Origin of the sequence: Nonomuraea sp. NPDC059023 (assembly GCF_042740095.1) — a bacterium.
Lineage (GTDB): Bacteria > Actinomycetota > Actinomycetes > Streptosporangiales > Streptosporangiaceae > Nonomuraea.
This window is the reverse complement of sequence record NZ_JBHYIO010000002.1, coordinates 119,717-141,484: the sequence shown is the minus strand read 5'-3', so window position 1 is coordinate 141,484 and position 21,768 is coordinate 119,717. Positions and strand designations below refer to the sequence as shown.

Here is a 21,768-nt window from a genome sequence, read left to right as displayed (position 1 = left end):
CTACGACAGCGGCGGGAGCCGTTCCGAATAGAGCCAGGACAGGAAGAACGTGTCCAGCGGCTCGGGGGCGTAACGGCCGGCGAGTTCGGTGAAGCGGCCGGTGCTGACGGTGCCGTGGCGGTACCCGTCGGCCCACTCGCGCAACACCGAGCGGAACGCCGGCTCGCCCAGCACCCCGCGCAGCGCGTGCAGCGTGAGCGCGCCCCGCTTGTAGACCCGGTCGTCGAACAGGCGCTTCGGCCCCGGGTCGGCGAGCACCAGGTCGGCGGGTTGCGCGCTGAGCGCCGCGTGCCAGCGGCGCGCGTGCGAGGCGGCGCTCTCGCCGCCCGACTCCTCCGACCACAGCCACTCGGCGTAGGCGGCGAAGCCCTCGTGCAGCCAGATGTCGCGCCAGTGGGCCAGCGTCAGGCTGTTGCCGAACCACTGGTGGGCCAGCTCGTGCGCCACCAGCCGCTCCTCGGCGAGCTGGCTCGGCCCGAAGATCGACATGCCCTGGGCCTCGACCGGGATCTCCAGGTCGTCCTCGGTCACCACCACCGCGTACTCCGCGAACGGGTAGGGACCAAACCATTCCGTGAAGACGCGCATCATCCGGTCCTGCCGGGCCAGCATCCGCCGCGCCCGCACCGCCGCCGACGCCGGCACGGCCAGCCGCTGCGGCACCTCACCCGGCAGGTCGCCGAGCTGGTAACGGCCGATCTGCACGCTCGCGAGGTAGGAGGCCATCGGCACCGCCTCGTGGTAAACCCACGTCGTGCGCGAGCCCGCCCGCCGCGTCGAGGTGAGCTGCCCGTTGCACACCACCGTGTACGGCGTCGCCGTCGTCACCGCGATCTGGTAGGTCGCCTTGTCCGAAGGCCGGTCGTTGCACGGGAACCAGGAGGACGCGCCGGTCGGCTGGCTGGCCACGAGCGCGCCGTCCTCCAGCTGCTCCCAGCCGAGCCCGCCCCACGGGCTGGGCACCGGCCTGGGGTTGCCCGAGTACCGGACCTCGACGGTGAACTCACGCCCCTCGGGCAGCCGCCCGCCGGGGGTCAGCCGGAGCTTGCCCCCGCCGTGCGTGAACCGGCAGCGCATGCCGTTGACCAGCGCCTGGGAGACGTGCAGCGGGCCGAGGTCGAGCCGCACCTGCTCCAGCGGCTCGGCGGCGACCGCGTCCAGCTTGGCGACGCCGGCCAGCCGGTTGGGCCCCGGCCGGTAGTCGAGTGCCAGGTCGTAGTGCCGGACGGAGTACCCGTCGTCGCCACGGTCGGGGAAGTACCGCACCATCCTCCCGTCGATCACGCTGCCTGATGCCACGCGGCGACAGGGTTGCCGTACCACCGGGTCCGCGCGGGCAGCGACTCGCCGCGCATCACCAGCGAGGCGGGGCCGATCGTGGTGTTGCTCCCGACCGTGGCCGCGGGCAGCACCACCCCGTGCGGGCCGAGTGTGGAACCCTCAGCCAGCTCGACTGTATCGATGCTCATGACCCGATCGTGGAACAGGTGGGTCTGAAGCACGCAGCCGCGGTTGACCGAGGCGCCGTCACCCAGGCTGACCAGGTCGATCTCCGGCAGCCAGTAGGTCTCGCACCACACACCCCTGCCGACCTTGGCGCCCAGGGCGCGCAGCCAGACGTTCAGGCCGGCCGTACCGAGCCATGAGGTGGCGAACCAGGGCGCGGCGAGCACCTCGATGAAGTTGTCCGCCAGCTCGTTGCGCCAGACGAACGCGCTCCACAGCGGCCGGTCGCCGGGCCGGATCCGGCCCATGAGCGCCCACTTGGCCACCACGGACACCGCCGCCGCCACGAACCCGGCCGCGGCCAGCACCACGCCGCCGAGCAGCACCGCGGCGGCCGGATGAAGGTCGCGCGCGATCGTGACCAGCGCGGTGACGACGAGCACCGCCAGCGCGGCCGTGGCGATCGCCGGAACCACCCGGCACACCTCCACCAGCGCCCGCGCCACCTTGAAGCGCAGCGGCGGGTCATAGGTACGCCCCGTGTCGCCGCTCTGGGCGGTCCTGCGCAGCTTGACCGGCGGCATCCCGAGATAGGACGAACCCGCCTTGGCCTTCTTCGGCGCCGCCGACAGCACGCCGACCAGCCCGTCCTTGGGCACCTTGCGGCCGGGCGCGGTCATGCCCGAGTTGCCGACGAACGCCCGCTTGCCGATGCGCACGTGGTCCAGCCGCATCCAGCCGCCGGACAGCTCGTACGGGGCGACCTTGGTGTCGTCGGCCAGGAACGCGCCGTCGCCGACCTCGGTCATCGAGGGCAGCGCCAGCACGGTGGACAGCTCGACGTCGCGGCCCACCTTCATGCCGAGCGCGCGCAGCCACATCGGGGTGAGCCCGCTGGCGTACAGCGGGAACAGCCACACCCTGGCCATGGACATGAGGCGCTCGGTCGCCCAGGCCTGCCACGCCGTACGGCTGTGCACCGGGTGGCTGCCCGCGCGCAGCCCGATCGACAGCAGCCTGACGGCCACGAGCAGCAGCAGCGCCATGCTGACCATCGAGACGACGGTCGCGGCGGCGATGCCGGCCGGGCCGAGGACGGCGATCCCGGGCAGCACGGCCAGCAGCGGGATCAGGCTGAACGCCATCGCGGACACGCCGTAGGTCACGCTCCACCGGCGGTACCTGCGGGGCGCCGGCGCCTTGGGCGTCAGCTTCCCCTTCCGTACGGCCGGCGCCCCCGCCCACCGCTGCCCGGCGGGGACGTCGCCGCCGACCGCCGAGCCGGGGGCGATCTGGGCGTTCTTCCCGATCCGCGCGCCCGCCAGGACGATCGACCTGGCGCCGACGGTCGCGCCGGCCCCGATCCTGATCTCGCCGAGCCTGAACAGGTCGCCATCCAGCCAGTAACCGGTGAGGTCCACCTCGGGCTCGATCGCGGCGGCCCTGCCGAGCTTGAGCATGCCGGTGATGGGCGGCATCGTGTGCAGGTCGGCGTCCTCGCCCACCTGCGCGCCCAGCGCCCGCGCGTAGTAGGTGATCAAGGGCGCGGAGGCGAGACCGCCCACGCCCAGACCCGCCGCCAGTTGCTCGGCGAACCAGACCCTGAGGTGGGTGGCGCCGCCTCGGGCGTACACGCCCGGTTTGACGCCGCGCAGGACGAGCCGCGCCGCGCCCGCCGCCAGCGACAGGCGGCCGAACGGCGTCAGGAACAGCAGCGCGCCCGCGATCACCCACCACCAGGCGACCGCGAGGACGTTCGTCAGATTGCCCACCGCGAGGGCGCCGACCACCCAGGGCATCGCGCGCACGGTCAGCAGCGGCAGCATCAGCGCCGTCTGGACCAGCGCCGCCCGGCGCGGCATCGGCAGCACGACGCGCGTGTTCTCCTCGGCGGGCCGCTCCAGCTCTTCGAGCCGGTCGGCCAGCGCGCCGAGGGTCGGATGGTCGTAGAGGTCGGCCACCGCCACGTCCGGATACCTGCCGCGCAGCGTCGACACGAGCCGCGCCGCCGCCAGGCTGGTGCCGCCCGCGGTGAAGAAGTCGGCGTCGGGGCCGCTGACCCGCTGCCCCAGGACGTCCTGCCACTGTTCGGCCAGCCACGCCTGGAGTCCGTCGAGGTCGGCGGCCTCCTCGTCCTCGTCGCCGAGGGGCCAGGGCAGCGCGTCGCGGTCGATCTTCCCCGAGGTACGCGTGGGCAGCTGGTCCACGACGGCCAGGCGGGGGACGAGGGCGGCGGGCAGCACGGCTTCAAGCTGTTCCCGCGCGTAGGATATTTCCCCATTTGTCACGATATAGCCGACGAGAAGCTGGTGTCCGGAGGCCGTGGTCTTGACCGCGGCCGCCGCGCCCGTCACCCCGGGCAGCGCCTGGAGGGCGGCGTCCACCTCGCCCAGCTCGATCCGCCGCCCGCCCAGCTTGACCTGCTCGTCGGCCCGCCCGACGAACAGCAGCCCGGCGGGATCGGCCACGACCAGGTCACCGCTGCGGTACGCGCGGTCCCAGCCGAGCGACTCCAGCGGCGCGTACTTCTCCCGGTCCTTCTCCTCATCGAGGTAACGGGCCAGCCCCACGCCCCCGATGACCAGTTCGCCCGTCTCCCCCATGGCGACCGGCCTGCCCGCCTGGTCGACCACGGCCAGGTCCCAGCCCCGCAGAGGCAGCCCGATCCGCACCGGCTCCCCCCTGACCAGCGGCGCCGCGCACGCGACGACGGTGGCCTCGGTGGGGCCGTAGGTGTTCCAGACCTCCCGCTCGGGGGTGCTCAGCCGGTCGGCCAGCTCGGGCGGGCAGGCCTCGCCGCCGAAGATCAGCAGGCGCACGCCGTCCAGCGTCTCGACCGGCCACAGCGCAGCCAGCGTGGGTACGGTCGACACCACCGTGATCCCGCGCTCCACCAGCCACGGCCCGAGATCCATCCCGGTGCGCACCAGCGAGCGCGGCGCCGGGACCAGGCAGGCGCCGTTGCGCCACGCCAGCCACATCTCCTCGCACGAGGCGTCGAACGCAACCGACAACCCCGCCAGCACCCGATCCCCCGGCCCCAGCTCAAGAAAAAGCCCGGCCTCCGCGTCCACGAAGGCGGCCGCGCTGCGATGGCTGACCGCCACCCCCTTGGGCTTGCCGGTGGACCCGGAGGTGAAGATGATCCAGGCGTCGTCCTCGGGCACCGGCGGACGCGCGCCGGCCCCGGCGGGGCGCCTGCTCGTGATCCCCTCGGTCCCGATCACCGCCGCGACGTCGGCCTCCTGAAAGACGAGAGCGGCCCGCTCCTCGGGATCGTCGGCGTCCACCGGCACGTACGCCGCCCCCGCCGCCAGCACCGCCAGGATGGCCACATAAAGATCGTTGCCGCCCGACGGCACCCGGATCCCGACCCGCTCCCCCGGCCCGATGCCCATCTCGCCCAGCGAACCGGCCAGGTGCGCCACCTCTTTGGTCAGGCGGGAGTAGTCGAGAACGCTCACGCCGTCATCGAGCGCGGGCGCGTGGGGGTGGGCGGCGGCACTCTCATGAAGAATGTCCACGAGAGTCCGCGCGGTGGTGTTCCCACCGGCGGACAGAAAGACGGCATCCTGCGAAATCACGGCATTGACCACCAAGGCTCACCTCATGCGTAGACGATGCGGGCCCCGGTACGTGACCTCACGCGCTCGGTTGGCGGGTCGCAGCCCGTAGCGACGCTCCCCACGCCGCCGAGCCTTCAACGATCCCAGATAACCCAGATATTTCCCAATCCACGGGGGTTGTCGGAGTTTTACCGGTCATTCGCCAGTCATTCAGATTTGTTGACCGGGGGTATTCACAGCTCGTTCCGTGCGCCCATCAGCGCGAACCCGAGCAGGTTGAGCCCGTCCCAGGTCGAGGGCTTCGCGCTGCGCTCATCCGCGGCGGTCAGCCCGATCCCCCAGACACGGTCGCCGGGACTGGCCTCCACCAGCACCCGCCCGCGCGTGCCCAGCAGGAACTCCCGCAGGTCCGCGTGCTGCCCGAACTTGGCGGCGTTCCCGCGGACCACGATCCCGAACCGATGCTCGGCCCAGACCGCGTCGTCGAACCCCCGGATGGCCCGGCCCAGCGTCTTGGCCTCTCCGGGGTGCGCCGCGGCGAGGATCGCGCGGGCGGCGTCGTGATCGCCGAACAGCCAGGCCTTGTGCGCCATCATGTAGTGCTCGGCCGTGGCGAAGACGTGCCCGTCCTCGGTGAAGGAGGCCGGCCACCACTGCGACAGGCACCCGGGCCCGGCCCGGCCGTCGCGATCCGGCTGGTGCCCCCAGAAGAACAGGTATCGCAGAGATCGCCCCGCCCGTTCCGCCGCGACCGCTTCGTCCACGGTCCGCGGGAGCTCCCGGTCGTCCACGACGGACATGCCGTTCAGCCCTGCTTGGCCTTGAGGGCTTCCTTGCGGGCCTCGGCCTGGAGGGAGCGCTCGCGCTCCAGCCACGCGGGATTCTCCGCCTTCAGCGCCTCGATCTCAGCGGTGGTCAACGGCTCGTCGACGCCGCCTCTGACCAGGCCGGAGATGGAGACCCCGAGCTTCGCCGCGACGACCTGCTTGGGATGCGGGCCGTTGCGCCGCAGGTCGGCCAGCCAGGCGGGCGGCTTGGACTGCAGCTCGTTCAGCTCGTCCCTGGAGACGACGCCCTCCTGGAACTCGGCGGGAGTCGCCGAGAGCAGGACACCCAGCTTCTTGGCCGCGGTCGCGGGCTTCATCGTCTGGGTGGTCTTCGTCTTGGGCGAGGTCATGTCGCCAAGCGTAGTCACTCGGAACGCGGTCTCCGGCCATCGGTACCCTGGGCGGGTGACTGGTGGGGAGAACGGTACGGGGTTCCGGCTGGCGTACGTGCCGGGGGTGACGCCCGCGAAATGGGTCAACATCTGGGCCGAGAGAAAGCCCGAGGTGCCACTCACCCTGGTCGCGGCCACCGCCGCCGAGGTGGTGACCGTGCTGCGCGACGGCGGCGCCGACGCCGCCTTCGTCCGCCTCCCGATCGACCGCGACGGCCTCAGCGTGATCCCCCTCTACGTCGAGACCACCGTGGTAGTGGTGCCCAAGGACCACGCGGCGGCCGCGGTCGACGAGGTCGCCGTCGCGGACCTGTCCACCGAAGAGGTACTGCACCCGCTGGACGACACCATCGAGTGGACGACCCGGCCCGGCGAACCCGCCTTCACCCGCCCGCCCACGACGGCCGAGGCCGTGGAACTGGTGGCGGCGGGCACCGGCGTACTCCTGGTCCCGCAGTCACTGGCCCGCCTCCACCACCGCAAGGACCTCACCTACCGCCCGGTGCCGGACGCGCCACAGTCCCAGATCGCCCTGGCCTGGCCCACGGAGGCGACCACCGACCTGGTGGACGACTTCATCGGCATCGTCCGCGGCCGAACAGTCAACAGCACGCGCGGCCGTAATGCCCCGGAGAAGCCGGCCCAGCGCAAGCCCAAAAAGCCCGCCCAGAGCCGCGCCACACCGTCAGGCCGCGCCAAGAAGACCCGCCGCCCACGCTGACCAGGAAAAGCCCCTCAGCTTCTGCGGCCCCACCCGTCTCTCCTTCAGCAGAGGAAGTATCCGCTGCCTACGCACCGGGCGTGCTCTGAAGTTGTATCCCTCCCGAGATCGAAGCGGCGACGGTGTGATGCCCCCCATGGGCGTCGCCTCCACGAGGGGAGACGACAGGAGTCGAACCTGACGTAGCCGCTGCCAGCGCACCGGGAAGGTGCATATCCAGTTGTGAGCGACGTGCTGACACGACCGGGAGCAGTAGATGGAGTCCCGTCGCGGCCGACTGCGTTTCCGCGCGTCGTCCTGCCACCGGAACCGCCGACCGCAGTCCGGGAGAGCACACGTTTTTCGTCGGGGAGTTCGCCGCGGCCGTGGCAGATGGGGCACTGCTCGCTCATCCTGCCCTCGCCACCTGGATCGCGGAGTCCACCATAGCCTCGTACTCGCCCGTGGTGAGAACCGCCGGACCTCCGCGCAGCCACGGTTGTGGCACTCGATCCTGTCCTCTCCGTCGAGCTGCGAGAGCGTCGCCAGGTGACACTGGGGGCAGCGAAGCGTCTTGCCCGTGCGACGGGGTTTGGCTGTCAACTCTGACGGGTCGTAGACGGCGAGCTTGATGTACCAGCGGCGGATCTCCTGCCCGAAGTCCTGCCCCATGTCCAGACGGGCGAGGATGCGTTCAGCGCGGGCGACCAGCCACGCGATCCCGAGCGTGATGGAGTCGGCAAGAGCACCTGTGCGGGCGAAGGGTCGATACCGAGGTAGGCGGACTCCCAGGAACGCAGCCACGAGTCGAACTCGTCCAGGCCTCGATCGTCATCGAGACCGTGAAGCTCTCCGGGCTGCCGGAGAGCTTCACCTGATTGGTCTCGCCGCGCAAGCCGTCAGACTCGCGCAGGCGGCGCCATCGAGCTTGGACAGCATCGCCTTGTGCTCGTACGCACAGGACGAGCAGTAGACGGTTTCGCCGTACACCGGGTACGGGCGAGGCTCTTCGGGCTTGACGGGCTCGTTGGGCCATTCGAGCGGCAGACGCCACGCCTCGACGTTGTAGGTGCTGGTGGCCTGTTCGTGAGCGCGGACCTTCCGGCGGAAGCCGTTCATGCACGGACCTGCAAATAGGTCGCTGATCTCGACGATGAACGACATTGTGGGCTTCCCCGAATACGCTGTACGGGAGACCACTTGAACGGGTGATATGCGAGGGGCGGGAACGGTTCTCCGGGTCAGGACGGAGGACCGCTATCTGCTCGGACTCGTTTCATTACCAATCAGCATCAACAGATGACAATCGGCTCACCCCATAAGAGGAATTGCCACGCTTGGCTCATGAGCTGGGACGTGATTACTGGCGTGTGGCCGAACCTGATGCAGGGGTTCGTTTCTTCGCTCGTCGGAGGCATGGTCGCCGCCCTGATCGCATGGGCTGTGGTGTCGTTGACCAGGCGGCACGAGACTAGGCTCGCGCGATTGATGGCTTGGGCAGGCCGTTCATGAACTGGATCCAGACGATCGGGAAGCGATCATGCAGTTCCGTGGCGAGATGGCCTACCGCATGGCTGGTGGATCGGAGCTGCGGCCACACACTCCATGACCACCTGAACAGTATGCAGAGCAAGCTCCGCGAGATGCGCGAGATATCTGGAGAAGAAGACGAAGAACTCCGAAAGATCGTTCGCAAGCACGTACGGGCCCAGTCCAGCCTGGTTGCCGACTTCCTCTTGGATAGAGCTCCATGAGTCAGGTTTACTGCGGCGGCAGATTTAACCATTCAGCTACGGTGAGCCGACAGTCGTCTGGGGCGACCTCCACGGGGAGGACGTCTGCCACCCACCAATATGCGCCGTCGGTGCGGCGGTAGATGGTGCCGGAGGGAGCTACCGGATGTTACGTAGCAGGTTGGGATCATTCTACTGGCGGCATATCGTCTGGCCCTATCACTCGCTGATCTCGCCTAGCAGCCTGTTCCAGAACGCGGTCAACTCATCCCCGCGGTACACGTGGTAGTGGATGCGGTTGTGATTCCTGTACACAGCCACCTCGGTGTACGGAGCGCCGTCGTCGGTGAAGAGCGCGGCAAGGCTAGTCCAGTCATCTGGGCCGCAGAGCCACTCTGGGAAAGCCAGCCTGGCGGCGTGGTCGCGTAGCGCGACCTGCCAGTGCTCCTCCCCCGAGGTGTCCATACTCCAGGTTGCCGAGAAGCGGGTCATGAGCTGGCAAAACGAGTCGTAGACGAGCGGTTCGAGCGTAGAGGTCATCTGCGGTTCCTCAGATAGCGCCGTCGGTGCTGCCAGAAAGCGACCGCGACACCGACGCCGATGGCTGCCAAACCCACTACCGCCACGACCGCGCCGTCAGTACCCAGCTCCGGCGCCCACGTGCTGACCATCATCACGCCGCTGGCCGCAGCGAGTACGAGCACGATCCGATCGGTGGTGACGAAGGGCTGCGCTGGCTTAACGCGTCTGGGGGGTGTGGCGTGCTCGGACGATAGCGGCTCCCATACCTGCCCGCATCGCGGGCAGCGCCACTGCGAGTCTGTCGCGTCTTCTGGGCGGTTGCACTGATGCCGGCCGTCTGGGTCGCTCACCGCTCCTCCCCGGAAAGGGCTGGCGCTCGAACGACCTCAACGAGGGTGTACGCCTGCGACGCTCCCTCGCAGGCCAGGATGTCCTTGATGAGCCTGCGTGCTCCCCACTTGGTAGATGCGCGTCCGATCAGGCCCGTGCAGTACCGGCCGACCACGTAGACCCCGTGTCGACCGTCCCACCAGCTGAGGTTGGGGTGGTGGCGGATCTCGTACGTGCAGGTGCTCATCGGCGGTTCCTCCTTCGCCGGTGGTATTCAGCCTTCATCCAAGAAAGACGGCGTTCCCTTTCGTCTTCCTCGATGCAGCAAGGGCAGTCCACGAGGTCGAACCTGAGTCGGTCCAGCACTCTTATGCCGCCGATAGCGACCATGCCTTCGACCAGCCACCGCTTCTGCCTAGCGAGCGCTTTCCAACCTTTACTGTGTGCCTGGAAGAACGCTGTGATGGCCTTGCGCTGGTCGAGATCGGTCATAGGTGTCATCGTCTACAACACTCCCGACGCGCCGTCTGGGTTGCTCACCGTTTCATCCTCCTACGCCGGTGTCGGGCATACTCGCCCTTCTTGCACCCACAGGTGGGCCAGCAGGAGCCTCCTCAGATGGCCGGCTCGGACGAGTCGGTTACTCGCCCGAGCCGTTGAGGTCAGCCGACCGGGACCGCTGCGCCCCGGATCACTTTTGCGTCGAGGGTGCCATGCTCCCCTACGACGGCGTAGATCTTCTTCCAGGCGTACTCCTCGCCCTTCGACGTGAGCTTGCCGTACTTCACCTTGATGATCATGCCATCCGGCATCTCGACCTTCTTGGTGGCGTTCTTTCCCCTGCCGTACCTAATGGCCTAAGCGGTGGCCTGGTCGTGCTCGCTGCTCGCAATGCGCATGATGAGCCCGATGTGGGCGAGGAAGTCGAAGACCTGCTTCTGGATGACCTTGACGCCCCGATCGGTTGCCCACTGCTGGACGTCACGTGTGAAGGAGCGCTTCGTGGTGAGGCCGTCGGCGGAGGCATACAGCTCAGCCTGGGCGGCGGCGGGCTCCAGTTCGGCAACTCGGGACTCGGCGGTAACGGCGCGGCTCTCGGCCTGGTCGGCGCGGTCGGCTTCGGCGATGACCATCTGAGCGAGTTCTCGATTGCTGACCTTGCGGACGTCGAAACGGACGTCATTGCGCAGCGAGGGCAGCACCTCGTGGGTGACCCAGCGGCGAAACGCCTTGGCTGCGGGTACGTGACTACGCATCACGAGCGAGTAGAGACCGGACTCGTTGATCAGAGTGACGGACTGAATCCGCAGGTCGGCGAAGAGGTCAGCGAAACTTAGGGCTTCTGAGCTGGACCTTTCTATGGTCCGCTTCTCATCCTCATCCAGGCCCTTGACGGCCATCGAGGCGTTGGAGTGCTTGAGGATGCCACACGCGCCGGCTGCGACGAACCAGGGCTCGTCTCCGACCATGCAGGGCGAACCTGCTGGCCAGTGAAGGGGAACTCGTAGGGGCGAAGCTCCCCCGAAGCGTCCCCCTGCGGCTCATTGCGCCTCACAGTTCCTCTGCGAACAGCTCGAAGAAGTTCCGGCGCGCCACACCATCGATGGTTCGCGCGTTCACCTCGTACGTGTGGGCGAGAGCGTGGACGCGGGCGATTCTTGCTTCGGCCTGCGCCAGCTCGGCTGCCATGACCTGCACGTGGCACTTGTTGCTCGCTGCGACATGTTCGGGCGTCTCTTCACGCTGCTCGGCCTTCTCGGCGCGTTGCCGTAACGCTTCGAGAGCCTCGTCTCGTACGGCGGCGACGACCTCAGCCACCTCCATGCAGGTGGCGACCCGGATAGAGGGGTGCCCGTCGTCTGCTGTGTACACGACCGAGACCGGGTGCTCGACACGGTCGGCGGGCACGATCGGGCTGGAGCGCCAGTATCTGCGCCTGTCCAAGATCCGCGTCGAGCAGCAGTTGTACGAGTTCAAAGGCCGCTGGCTGAAGAAGCCACCCAAGGACGACTCCTACCGCGACATCCACCTGCCTCCGTGTCTGAGCGATCTACTGTCGACGCAGATCCAGCGCCACGATTCGGGCGCGTGTTCATGCACAGGCAGCAGAGGCTGCGGTGGGGGAAGGTACGTCTTCCTACCCGAGGACGGCGACCATGAGCGCAGGTCCAACTTCGGCAGGCGGCGCTCCCGCCCGGCAGCCGACGGTCGGCAGCCGACGGTCGGCATGCTGACGCGAAGGACCGGCCGGGCTATCCGGTGCTTGCCGACCTGGCGGGCACGTACCCCCACACTTCGCCTGCCATGATCAAGCTGATCACGGCCAGGCTCCAGAAGCGATGGGAGGGATCTCTCCCGGGAATGGGCGGCGATGGCGGATGGGAGGCTTCCGGTCCCGCTACTCGATCATCTCTTGAAGCCCCATCGGGAGACCAACAAGAAAGATCATCTCCCAAATCTCTCCCAGTCCACAGTTAGCGATCTTCGCTCGCACCTGGAAAACAGGGCGTGAACTGGGTGGACGATACTGGGTTCGAACCAGTGACCCCTCGCTTGTAAGGCGAGTGCTCTACCGCTGAGCTAATCGTCCCGAACGGCACTACACCTTACGACACCAACGGTGCCGAGCGCACATTGACCGTCCAGCCGGGGCCGAGGTCGGGGCGGCCGGCGGCGCGCCAGCCCAGCAGGGACGCGCCCAGCATGCCGGCGTCCACGCCGAGTGCCGCCGGCACCAGCGGGGGCGCGTCGCGGAAGGCCAGGCGCTTCACGAGCCGGGTGCGGACCGGGTCGAACAAGGCGGGGCCCGCCTCGGCCAGGCCGCCGCCCAGGACGATCATGCTGGGGTCCAGGAGGAGGGTGTAGGTGGCCAGGGCCAGGGAGAGGGCCTCTACCGCCTCGTCCCAGACCTCTACGGCCAGGGGGTCGTCGGAGGCCACTACCTCTTCGGCCTTCACGCCGGACAGGCCCGCGCGCTGGCTGTAGCGGCGGCCCACGGAGGCGGCCGACGCATAGGTCTCCAGGCAGCCGAACTGGCCGCAGGCGCACTGCTCGCCGTCCGGGAAGACCGGAATGTGGCCGATCTCGCCGCCCCACCCGGACGAGCCGCCGTACGGCTCGCCGCGCAGGATCAGGGCTCCGGCGATTCCGGTACCGATCGGCAGGAAGAGGAAGTCGTCCACCCCCTGCCCGGCGCCCAGGACGTTCTCCGCCAGGCCGCCGGTCTGGACGTCGTGGCCGAGCCGTACCGGAACGTCGAGGGCGGTGAAGTCGGCGGCGGGCACGTCGCGCCAGCCGATGTTCGCGGAGTAGACCGCGGAGTTCTCCGACACCAGCCCGGGTACGGCGAGGCCGACCCCGGACGGGATGCCGTCACCGGATGCGGCGAGATGGCTGATGAAGTCGCGGATCGCCGTCACCGCGGCGTCCGGCCCCTCCTCGCGGGGGGTCGGGCGGCGCTCGGTGAGGAGCACCACGCCGGACTCGCTGACCAGGCCGCCCTTCATGGACGTGCCACCGACGTCGAGCGCGACGACGAACGAACTCATTGCGGACACGAAAGGAGACGATAGCGCAGCTCAGCATATGTCCGGAAAAATGTGGCCGGCCCGAGACCGTCACGCCCGGCCCAGTACCCGGTTCAGAGCGGCCTCGACCTCGGCCGACAGGCCGGGCGGTGATTCTGGCACCAGCGGATCCCCCGATCGCGCCTGCCGGACAGAACCACACGAGCGGCATTCGACCTCGCCCAACCGGCAGATCAGCGCGCTGGACCCGCAGGTGCCGCACGTGTCCAGGTCGAGGTCGTGCAGCCGTTGGCAGTCCGGGCAGATGAGCACCTGGGACTCGTCGCGCACCCCGCGCTTCCAGGGGCTCGCGCCGCGTACCGGGTCGGTCTGCCGGGCCCCGCAGTTGTAGCAGGGCATCGCATCCTCCGTTGTCACGAAATCTCGGCGAGTGCCTTGGCATAGTCGGCCACGTCGCGCGCCGTGCCGATCGGGTTCACGACCGACCAACGGACCACGCCCGCGCCGTCGATGATGAAGGTCCCCCGCTGCGCGAGCCCCTTCTGCTCATCGAACACACCGTACGCCCGCGCGACCTGTCCGTGTGGCCAGAAATCCGACAGCAGTGGGAATGTGTAGCCCTCTTGGTCCGCCCATGCACGATGGCAGAAAAGAGAGTCCACGGAGACAGTCAGAATTTGCGCGTCCGCGACAAAGTCCCGCAAGGCCGACAACTCGCTGTTGCAGACGTTGCTGAAGGCCAGCGGGTAGAAGACCAGCACGACCTCGCGGCCCCGGAAGGCGGAGAGCTTGACCGGGGCGCCGTGCTGGTCCTGGAGTTCGAAGTCGGGAGCTAGGGCGCCTACCAGTGGGTTCACACGGCCATCATGGCAGGCGCTCTGCTCCCTAGCGTCGGCCCTTGGGGCCGACGAGCCTGGTCCCCGACCAATCGGGTGCGGCGGAGATGCTGCTCGTCTGCGAAAGGCCCGCGGTAGCGGCATCCTCCCCGATGTCGCTCGGCTCCACATGGCCGTCGCGACCGGCCTTGGGAGTCAGCAGCCAGATCTGGCCGCCCTCTGCGAGTGATCGCATGGCGTCGCTCAGAACGTCGAAGAGATCGCCGTCACCGTCGCGCCACCACATCAGCACCACGTCTACGACGTCGTAACTGTCCTCATCGAGCAGTTCATTGCCGGTCAGGTTCTCGATTGACGAGCGAAGCTCTTCGTCGCTGTCCTCGTCCCAACCGATCTCCTGCACCACCTGACCCGGCTTGAGGCCGAGTCGTTCGGCCAGGCCGCGCTCGCCCTGCGCCTGACCCGCGGTCGCGCTCACGTTTATCCCTCCTGCTTGAGTGGCCCCGCATTTTGCGGTTTATCGCTTCGGGACAGTCCACACGCTGTGACCCTCAGTCGTCAACGGTCGCCACGGGTACGGCGACAGGACCGTCCGAATCAACCCGACAAAAACGACAGACGAACGTGGCGTTCACGGTTGTCGACGTTCAGGTCAACGACCGCGATCGACTGCCAGGTTCCCAGCGCCAGCCGTCCCCCGAGGACCGGCACCGTCGCATAGGGCGGAATCAGCGCGGGCATGACGTGCGACCGTCCGTGACCGCGCGAACCGTGCGCGTGCCGCCAGCGATCGTCGGCGGGCAGCAGGCCGGCCAGCGCGGCCAGCAGGTCGTCGTCGCTGCCCGCGCCGAGCTCGATCAGCGCCACCCCGGCGGTCGCGTGCGGGACGAAGACATGCAAAAGCCCGTCGCCGCCCTGCTCACGCACGAACTCCGCGCACTGCGGGGTGATGTCGTGCACCGTCTCGCGTGACCCGGTGGTCAGCGAGATGATCTGGGATTCCACACGGGAAATCCTACTGAGGCACAACGACCGCATCAGGGCCGGGAAAGACCAGCCCCGTGTGCCCGTCGTCGAACCGTACGATGTACGGCGGTCCGCCTTCCGTCCCGCGAACCTCGATGATCTCTCCGCGCCGGTCCCCTTCGCCAACGGTGTTCCCGTGCATGAGGAGCCGGTCGCCTACCGTCGCGTTCATACTTCACACATTGGTACGACAGACGCGCTTGGGAAAGAGGTGCGACCCGCACTCCCATCAGAGCGCGCCGCAATCCTGACCCAAACGTTACTTCCCCCAAGATCAACGCGCGCGTTTCCTCAAGATCAACCCACGCTGCTTCTGTTACGGCGGTGCCGCCGCCCACGCCACCCGCCGCCGTGGGCGGGCGCCGATCGTGGGGTCGCTTCTCACGTCGGACGTGGTCCCCGCCGCCACGACCCTTCGTCCCCCACCTCCCTCGGCCCCGCCTCCCACCTCTCGTCCCTTTGGCGTGGGGCCCACAGCCGGTCAACCGGTCTCTGCAGGGCTTCGGGGGGCGGCTTGGGCGCCGTTGAGGGGTGCCGGGCTCCGCCGTACCCCCTCCCGCCGACGCGGCGCGGGAAAGCGTGGGGGTGGCTCTTCGGGAGCCCGCCCGGCTGGGCTCCGCACAAGGGCGCCGGGCCCGCCGTACCCCCTCCCGCCGACGCGGCGCCGGAAAGGCGTGGGGGTGGCGACGCCCGGCGTAGGGGCGACGGGCGGGGCGGCCGAGGGGTCGGAGGGGGCGCGGGGGCTTGAGGGGTGCACCAGTGGTTCTCCACTCGCGCGCCATCTTTCCGGGGTAGACCTGAAGGGTGCGCGCACCCACCACAACCCTGTCGGATTTGCCCGGTCGTCGGCCCGGAAAGGGGGTGTTCTAAGCTCTGCGCCGACCCCCGTGGCGGGCCGCCGCGATTCGGGCTGGCAAATCGGGAAATCTCGTAGCTTTTCTAGTCTTGTTAAATTGGCATGCCGATGTAACCTGTGGTGGCGATTCGTCCTACCATCGGTGGTCTAGGCCACCCCTTGGGCCCCTGCCAGCAGGGACGTCCTGGTTACTCGTGAGTAGAGATGCACTTTCTACGGCAAGCGACCAGGATGGAAGGCGACCCACGACCCAGACATCAGACCTCGGAAGGCGAGACCCAGTGGCTTCCGGACGCCAGCGTTTCTCGATCATCAGCGACGGCCTACCCAGCCAGCTGCCTGATGTCGACCCCAGCGAGACCAACGAGTGGCTCGAGTCGCTCGACAACGTCGTCAAGGCGGAGGGCCGCACCCGCGCCCGCTACCTGATGCTCCGCATGCTGGAGCGCGCCCGCGAGCACCAGGTCGGCGTGCCGGGCCTGCGCAGCACCGACTACCTCAACACGATCCCGCCGGAGCGCGAACCCTGGTTCCCCGGCGACGAGCACGTCGAGCGCCGCATCCGGGCCTACATCCGGTGGAACGCGGCGGTCATGGTCTCCCGTGCCAACGCGCGCACCAACGTGGGCGGCCACATCGCCACCTACGCCTCGGCCGCCTCCCTGTACGAGGTCGGCTTCAACCACTTCTTCCGCGGCAAGGACCACGGCGAGTCGGGCGACCAGGTCTTCTTCCAGGGCCACGCGGCGCCGGGCATCTACGCCCGCGCCTTCCTGGAGGGCCGCCTCAACGAGGCGCAGCTCGACGCGTTCCGCCAGGAGCTGAGCCACGGTTTCCACGGCCTGCCCTCCTACCCGCACCCGCGGCTCATGCCGGACTTCTGGGAGTTCCCCACGGTCTCCATGGGTCTGGGCCCGATCAGCGCGATCTACCAGGCGCGGTTCAACCGCTACCTGATCAACCGCCAGATCAAGGACACCAGCCGCAGCCATGTCTGGGCCTTCCTGGGCGACGGCGAGATGGACGAGCCCGAGTCGCTCGGCGCGATCGGCCTGGCCGCGCGCGAGGAGCTCGACAACCTCACGTTCGTCATCAACTGCAACCTGCAGCGCCTCGACGGCCCGGTACGCGGCAACGGCAAGATCATCCAGGAGCTGGAGTCCTACTTCCGCGGCGCCGGCTGGAACGTCATCAAGGTCGTCTGGGGCCGCGACTGGGACCCGCTGCTGGCCGCCGACGTCGACGGCGTGCTGGTCAACCAGATGAACACGACGCCTGACGGCCAGTTCCAGACGTACTCGGTCGAGTCGGGCGAGTACATCCGCGAGCACTTCTTCGGCGGCGACCCGCGCCTGCGCAAGATGGTCGAGCACCTCACCGACGACGACATCCGCAAACTCAGCAGAGGCGGCCACGACTACCGCAAGGTCTACGCGGCGTTCAAGGCGGCCCGTGAGCACGTCGGCCAGCCGACGGTCATCCTCGCCCAGACCATCAAGGGCTGGACGCTGGGCAAGGACTTCGAGGCGCGCAACGCCACGCACCAGATGAAGAAGATGACCAAGGCCGAGCTCAAGGAGTTCCGCGACCGGCTGTACCTGCCGATCCCGGACTCGGCCCTGGAAGGCGACCTGCCGCCGTACTTCCACCCGGGCGAGAACGACCCGGAGATCGAGTACATGAAGGAGCGCCGCGCGGCGCTCGGCGGCGTGCTGCCCAAGCGGGTCCTGCGCGCCAAGCCGGTCAAGCTGCCCGGCGACGAGGTCTACCAGCAGTTCTCCAAGGGTTCCGGCAAGCAGCAGGTGGCCACCACGATGGCCTTCGTCCGCCTGCTCAAGGACCTCATGCGCGACAAGGAGATCGGCAAGCGGTTCGTGCCGATCATCCCGGACGAGGCGCGGACGTTCGGCATGGACGCCATGTTCCCGAGCGCCAAGATCTACAACCCGCACGGCCAGACCTACGAGGCCGTGGACCGGGAACTGCTGCTGTCCTACAAGGAGTCGGAGCAGGGCCAGATCCTGCACGAGGGGATCAACGAGGCCGGTTCGATGGCCTCGGCCACGGCGGCCGGCACGTCGTACGCCACGCACGGCGAGCACATGATTCCGATCTACATCTTCTACTCCATGTTCGGCTGGCAGCGCACCGGCGACCAGATGTGGCAGATGGCCGACCAGATGACGCGCGGCTTCCTGCTGGGCGCCACCGCCGGCCGGACCACCCTGAACGGCGAGGGCCTGCAGCACGAGGACGGCCACACGCCGCTCATCGCCTCGACGAACCCGGCCGCCGTCTCCTACGACCCGAGCTGGGCCTACGAGACCGCGTACATCGTCAAGGAGGGTCTGCGCCGGATGTACGGCGAGGAGCAGGAGAACGTCTTCTACTACCTCACCGTCTACAACGAGCCCTACATCCAGCCCGCCGAGCCGGCGAACCTCGACATCGAGGGGCTGCTCAAGGGCCTGTACAAGTTCTCGGAGGGGCCGCGGACGCAGGGGCCGAAGGCCAACATCCTGTCCTCGGGCGTGGCGGGGCCGTGGGCCATGGAGGCCCAGCGCCTGCTGGCCGAGGAGTGGGGCGTGTCGGCCGACGTCTGGTCGGCGACCTCGTGGACGGAGCTGCGCCGCGACGCGCTGGCCTGCGAGGAGCACAACCTGCTCAACCCGGACGCCGAGCAGCGCGTGCCGTACGTCACGCAGAAGCTGTCCGGCGCGCAGGGGCCGTTCGTGGGCGTCAGCGACTACATGAAGGCCGTGCAGGACCAGATCGCGCAGTGGGTGCCGGGTGACTGGAGTTCGCTGGGCACCGACGGGTTCGGGTTGTCGGACACGCGCTCGGCCCTGCGCCGCCACTTCCACGTGGACGCGGCCTCGATCACGCTGGCCGTACTCACGCGGCTGGTCAAGCGTGGCGAGCTCGACGGCGAGGTGCTGCGCGAGGCGATCGCCCGCTACCACCTGAAGAACGGCGTCACCGAGGCCGGTGGCGCGGAGAGCAACGACGCCGAGTCCATGGGCGTCTGACGACGATCTGGCGCTCCCGGGAAGTTTTTTCCGGGAGCGCCGTCATATTCGGCCCTCACCTTCGTGAGAGAAGATGAGGCGGCACGTTCAGGAGGGGTGCGTGCCGCCTCCCCCTTTTCGCGTATTGTGGGCTCTACTTCCCCCTTGCGACACGAGGGGAATGCCTTATATGCGCCGTGTTCTTGCCGTCGTCACGTTCTCCGTGCTGGCCACGTCCTGTACCAGCACCGCGGAACCGCAGGCCGTCGCGCCCCCGGACAAGATCAACTGGGGTGCCTGCACGGACATCGTCCGTCCCGATGGCCAGCCGCCCGCCAAGGAGGACGCCACCCAGCAGTGCGGCAAACTGTCCGTCCCGCTCGACTACACCAAGCCGGACGGCGACAAGCTGGACATCGCGCTGATCCGCGTCCCGGCCACCGACAAGGCCAACCGGATCGGCTCGCTCCTGTTCAACTTCGGCGGCCCCGGCGGTTCCGGCGTGGACACGCTGGCCCAGGCGGCCAAGTCGTTCGGCACGCTGAACGCCCGCTACGACCTGGTCAGCTTCGATCCCCGCGGCGTCGAGCGCAGCTCCGGCGTGCGCTGCGGCGACAGCGCGGAGATGGACACGTTCACCTCCATGAACACGCTGCCCGCCAACGCGGAGACGAACGCGGCCAGCACGAAGGCGAACAAGAAGTTCGCGAGCCTGTGCGAGCAGGACTCCGGCAAGATCCTGCCGTTCGTCGGCACCGTCAGCGCCGCCCGCGACATGGACCGCATGCGCGCCTCGCTCGGCGACGCGAAGCTCAACTACCTCGGCATGTCGTACGGCACGCTCCTCGGCGGCGTCTACGCCACCCTGTTCCCGAAGAACGTCGGCCGGATGGTCCTGGACGCCCCCCTCGACCCGACCGTCACCTTCGAGCAGCGCACCCTCGTCCAGACGGCCGGATTCCAGAAGGCGTACGAGAGCTTCCTGAAGGCGTGCGTGAAGGAGGGCTGCGAGCTCGGCGGCAGCGTCGAGGCCGGCAACAAGAACGTGGACCAGCTCATGACCGAGCTGTCGGAGAAGCCGCTCAAGGTCGGCGACCGCGACCTCACCCAGGGCCTGGCCTCGACCGGCGTGGCCGCGGCCCTGTACTCCGAGCTGACCTGGCCGTTCCTGGAGACCGCCGTCAGCCAGGCCATGAAGGGCGAGGGCGAGGCGCTCATGTACCTCGCCGACTCCTACACGGGCCGCACGCCCGACGGCAAGTACACCACCCAGATGACCAGCTTCCCCGCCATCACCTGCGTCGACAGCGCGGAGCGCCCGGACAAGGCGACGCTGGACCGGACCGAGGCGGCCGCCCTGAAGATCTCGCCGCTGTTCGGGAGCGCGGGGGCCGGGCAGTTGTGCTCGATCTGGCCGGTGGCCGGCAGCGACGAGGCCAGGCACGTGGACGCCACCGGGTCGGGGCCCATCCTGGTGGTGGGCGGGAAGGGCGACCCGGCGACGCCGTACGAGTGGGCGCCCAAGCTCACCGAGCAGCTCAAGACCGCCACGCTCGTCACCTACACCGGTGAGGGGCACGGGGCGTACCTGTCGGGCAGCCAGTGCGTCAAGGGCATCGTGGACGGCTATCTGCTGCAGGGCACGGTTCCGCAGAAGAACGCGACCTGCGAGCGATAGAGCATGGCCCTGGGCGCGCCGCCGTTCGGCGGGAGGCGGCGTGCCCAGGGCGGGTGGTGACCGGCGCGACCGGCCGGGCGGGGCGGCGGGGGAAGCGCCGCTGAGTGCCCGGCCGTCGCGTCAGCCCCTCTGGCGGAACACGCCGAACTGGTTGCCCGAGGTGTCCCGCAGGTAGGCGAAGTCGGTGCCCGCCCCGTCGTCGATGACCTTGGTGACGACCTTGCCGCCCAGCGACTCGGCCTGCGCGCAGGCGGCATCGACGTCGGCGACCTGCACGTGGAAGACCGCGTGGGCGGGGAACTCCCCCTTGGTGTTGAACAGGCCGCCGGAAGGCCGCTCCGCCCCGGCGGAGCTGATCATGCGGTAGTCCATCACGTCGCCCCCGCCGGGCGTGAACGTCCATCCGAACAGCCCGCCGTAGAAGCGCTCGGCTCCGTCGGGGTCGTCGGTGGCCACCTCGAACCAGGTGACGGTGTTATCCACGTTGTCCTCCTCTGTCTTTCGAACAAGACAACGATAAAACATGGGGGCGACAACCCTATGTCGGTGTTTTCGAATGACTAATCGATCACCGTGCCGCGCACGATCATCTCCGGCACGTCCGTGGCGAAGCCTTCGAGCGGCCGATCCGGCGCCTTCTCCGAGGTGACGGAGGCGGCCGCGATGCGGTCGAGTCGGAAGACCCGCACGTCGTCGCGGAGCCTGCACCAGGCCACCAGGTACCAGAAGCCGCCCCGCCCGCCCAGGAACACCCCCGGCTCCACCTCCCGGGAGGTCAGGGCGCCCTTCCTGTCGACGTAGTCGAGGCTGAGCACGCGCCGGCGCAGCAGCGCGTCCTCGATGGCGCGCGAGACGCCCTCGCCGCCGAGCGGCAGGATCTCCTCGGGCGGGTCGGCGGGCGCCATCAGCCGCACCCGCCGCGCCAGCTCCCTGGCCAGCTCGCCCTCGGGCCCCGGCATGGCCGCCACGACCTTGCGCAGCGCGCTGCGGGCCTGCTGGGCGAAGGGCTGGTCGTCGCCGGCGCGGCTTAACGCCACCGCGATCGCGACGGCCTCGGACGGGGTGAAGTTGAGCGGCGGCAGCGACATCTTCTTGTCGATCGCGTAGCCGCCCTTGCGGCCGGTCGAGGCGAAGATGGGCACGCCGGACTCCTGGAGCGCCAGGATGTCGCGCTCGATGGTACGCGCGCTCACCTCGAACCGCTTGGCCAGCTCCCTCGCGGAACGGGATCTGGGGGCGATCGCGCGCAGGTCCTCCACCAGGGCGTAGAGCCGATCAGTCCGGTTCACGATCTCGACGGTACGCCGCAGCACCGACAAAC

At 68.8% G+C, this 21,768-nt stretch carries 22 protein-coding genes and 1 tRNA gene; 3 read left to right on the top strand and 20 right to left on the bottom strand.

Annotated features, from left to right (window positions below):
- The 4 genes from ACFWYW_RS04075 to ACFWYW_RS04060 form a co-directional block, all read right to left on the bottom strand.
- The gene (locus ACFWYW_RS04075) at window positions 1-1,299 is read right to left on the bottom strand and encodes a M1 family metallopeptidase (protein WP_379609561.1); all 1,299 of its coding nucleotides are present in this window, start codon (window positions 1,297-1,299) and stop codon (window positions 1-3) included.
- On the bottom strand, window positions 1,281-4,970 hold the full coding sequence (locus ACFWYW_RS04070) for a Pls/PosA family non-ribosomal peptide synthetase (RefSeq protein ID WP_379609560.1): 3,690 nt from the start codon (window positions 4,968-4,970) through the stop codon (window positions 1,281-1,283). The genes ACFWYW_RS04075 and ACFWYW_RS04070 overlap by 19 nt, the downstream gene beginning before the upstream one ends.
- A gap of 275 nt (window positions 4,971-5,245) precedes the next feature.
- A complete protein-coding gene (locus ACFWYW_RS04065; protein WP_379609559.1) occupies window positions 5,246-5,812 on the bottom strand; it encodes an NADAR family protein in 567 nt (188 codons plus the stop codon).
- A gap of 5 nt (window positions 5,813-5,817) precedes the next feature.
- The gene (locus ACFWYW_RS04060; RefSeq protein WP_379609558.1) at window positions 5,818-6,189 is read right to left on the bottom strand and encodes a DUF5997 family protein; all 372 of its coding nucleotides are present in this window, start codon (window positions 6,187-6,189) and stop codon (window positions 5,818-5,820) included.
- Between the two features lie 55 nt (window positions 6,190-6,244).
- Here ACFWYW_RS04060 and ACFWYW_RS04055 point away from each other — a divergent pair, with 55 nt between their 5' ends.
- Entirely contained in the window at window positions 6,245-6,952 is a 708-nt protein-coding gene (locus tag ACFWYW_RS04055; protein WP_379609557.1) for a LysR substrate-binding domain-containing protein, read from the top strand.
- Window positions 6,953-7,801: 849 nt separating this feature from the next.
- Here the strand turns inward: ACFWYW_RS04055 and ACFWYW_RS04050 are convergent.
- The 14 genes from ACFWYW_RS04050 to ACFWYW_RS03985 form a co-directional block, all read right to left on the bottom strand.
- Window positions 7,802-8,095: a hypothetical protein gene (locus ACFWYW_RS04050; protein WP_379609556.1), complete on the bottom strand. Its 294-nt coding sequence runs from the start codon at window positions 8,093-8,095 to the stop codon at window positions 7,802-7,804.
- Between the two features lie 788 nt (window positions 8,096-8,883).
- Window positions 8,884-9,204, bottom strand: a complete 321-nt coding sequence (locus ACFWYW_RS04045) for a hypothetical protein (RefSeq protein ID WP_379609555.1) — start codon at window positions 9,202-9,204, stop codon at window positions 8,884-8,886.
- A 328-nt stretch (window positions 9,205-9,532) separates the two neighbouring features.
- Window positions 9,533-9,763, bottom strand: coding sequence for a hypothetical protein (locus tag ACFWYW_RS04040; RefSeq protein WP_379609554.1), 231 nt, complete (start codon window positions 9,761-9,763; stop codon window positions 9,533-9,535).
- Window positions 9,760-10,008 carry a hypothetical protein gene (locus ACFWYW_RS04035; protein ID WP_379609553.1) on the bottom strand — a complete coding sequence of 83 codons (249 nt, stop codon included), beginning with the start codon at window positions 10,006-10,008 and terminating at the stop codon, window positions 9,760-9,762. Before ACFWYW_RS04035 ends, ACFWYW_RS04040 begins: the two co-directional genes overlap by 4 nt.
- A gap of 170 nt (window positions 10,009-10,178) precedes the next feature.
- Entirely contained in the window at window positions 10,179-10,328 is a 150-nt protein-coding gene (locus ACFWYW_RS04030; RefSeq protein WP_379609552.1) for a hypothetical protein, read from the bottom strand.
- A 45-nt stretch (window positions 10,329-10,373) separates the two neighbouring features.
- Complete coding sequence (locus tag ACFWYW_RS04025) at window positions 10,374-10,985, bottom strand: Bro-N domain-containing protein (RefSeq protein ID WP_379609551.1); 612 nt, start codon at window positions 10,983-10,985, stop codon at window positions 10,374-10,376.
- Between the two features lie 82 nt (window positions 10,986-11,067).
- Entirely contained in the window at window positions 11,068-11,520 is a 453-nt protein-coding gene (locus ACFWYW_RS04020) for a hypothetical protein (protein WP_379609550.1), read from the bottom strand.
- A 514-nt stretch (window positions 11,521-12,034) separates the two neighbouring features.
- Window positions 12,035-12,106, bottom strand: a tRNA-Val gene (locus ACFWYW_RS04015).
- 16 nt (window positions 12,107-12,122) lie between these two features.
- The gene (locus ACFWYW_RS04010; protein WP_379609549.1) at window positions 12,123-13,064 is read right to left on the bottom strand and encodes an ROK family protein; all 942 of its coding nucleotides are present in this window, start codon (window positions 13,062-13,064) and stop codon (window positions 12,123-12,125) included.
- 69 nt (window positions 13,065-13,133) lie between these two features.
- The gene (locus ACFWYW_RS04005; RefSeq protein WP_379609548.1) at window positions 13,134-13,460 is read right to left on the bottom strand and encodes a hypothetical protein; all 327 of its coding nucleotides are present in this window, start codon (window positions 13,458-13,460) and stop codon (window positions 13,134-13,136) included.
- On the bottom strand, window positions 13,457-13,900 hold the full coding sequence (locus ACFWYW_RS04000; RefSeq protein ID WP_379609547.1) for a peroxiredoxin: 444 nt from the start codon (window positions 13,898-13,900) through the stop codon (window positions 13,457-13,459). The genes ACFWYW_RS04005 and ACFWYW_RS04000 overlap by 4 nt, the downstream gene beginning before the upstream one ends.
- A 28-nt stretch (window positions 13,901-13,928) precedes the next feature.
- On the bottom strand, window positions 13,929-14,357 hold the full coding sequence (locus tag ACFWYW_RS03995; protein WP_184974631.1) for a DUF3052 domain-containing protein: 429 nt from the start codon (window positions 14,355-14,357) through the stop codon (window positions 13,929-13,931).
- A gap of 119 nt (window positions 14,358-14,476) precedes the next feature.
- The gene (locus ACFWYW_RS03990) at window positions 14,477-14,917 is read right to left on the bottom strand and encodes a secondary thiamine-phosphate synthase enzyme YjbQ (protein WP_379609546.1); all 441 of its coding nucleotides are present in this window, start codon (window positions 14,915-14,917) and stop codon (window positions 14,477-14,479) included.
- Window positions 14,895-15,077 (bottom strand): DUF1918 domain-containing protein, encoded by a 183-nt coding sequence (locus tag ACFWYW_RS03985; RefSeq protein ID WP_184974625.1) that lies wholly within the window; start codon window positions 15,075-15,077, stop codon window positions 14,895-14,897. The genes ACFWYW_RS03990 and ACFWYW_RS03985 overlap by 23 nt, the downstream gene beginning before the upstream one ends.
- A gap of 965 nt (window positions 15,078-16,042) precedes the next feature.
- Between ACFWYW_RS03985 and aceE the strand changes: the two genes are divergently transcribed.
- On the top strand, window positions 16,043-18,790 hold the full coding sequence (gene aceE, locus ACFWYW_RS03980; RefSeq protein WP_379609545.1) for a pyruvate dehydrogenase (acetyl-transferring), homodimeric type: 2,748 nt from the start codon (window positions 16,043-16,045) through the stop codon (window positions 18,788-18,790).
- Between the two features lie 169 nt (window positions 18,791-18,959).
- Window positions 18,960-20,447 carry an alpha/beta hydrolase gene (locus tag ACFWYW_RS03975; protein ID WP_379609544.1) on the top strand — a complete coding sequence of 496 codons (1,488 nt, stop codon included), beginning with the start codon at window positions 18,960-18,962 and terminating at the stop codon, window positions 20,445-20,447.
- A 120-nt stretch (window positions 20,448-20,567) separates the two neighbouring features.
- Here ACFWYW_RS03975 and ACFWYW_RS03970 read toward each other — a convergent pair whose 3' ends face one another.
- The gene (locus tag ACFWYW_RS03970) at window positions 20,568-20,930 is read right to left on the bottom strand and encodes a VOC family protein (RefSeq protein WP_379609543.1); all 363 of its coding nucleotides are present in this window, start codon (window positions 20,928-20,930) and stop codon (window positions 20,568-20,570) included.
- A 77-nt stretch (window positions 20,931-21,007) separates the two neighbouring features.
- A complete protein-coding gene (locus tag ACFWYW_RS03965) occupies window positions 21,008-21,736 on the bottom strand; it encodes a helix-turn-helix transcriptional regulator (RefSeq protein WP_379609542.1) in 729 nt (242 codons plus the stop codon).
- Between the last annotated feature and the right edge of the window lie 32 nt (window positions 21,737-21,768).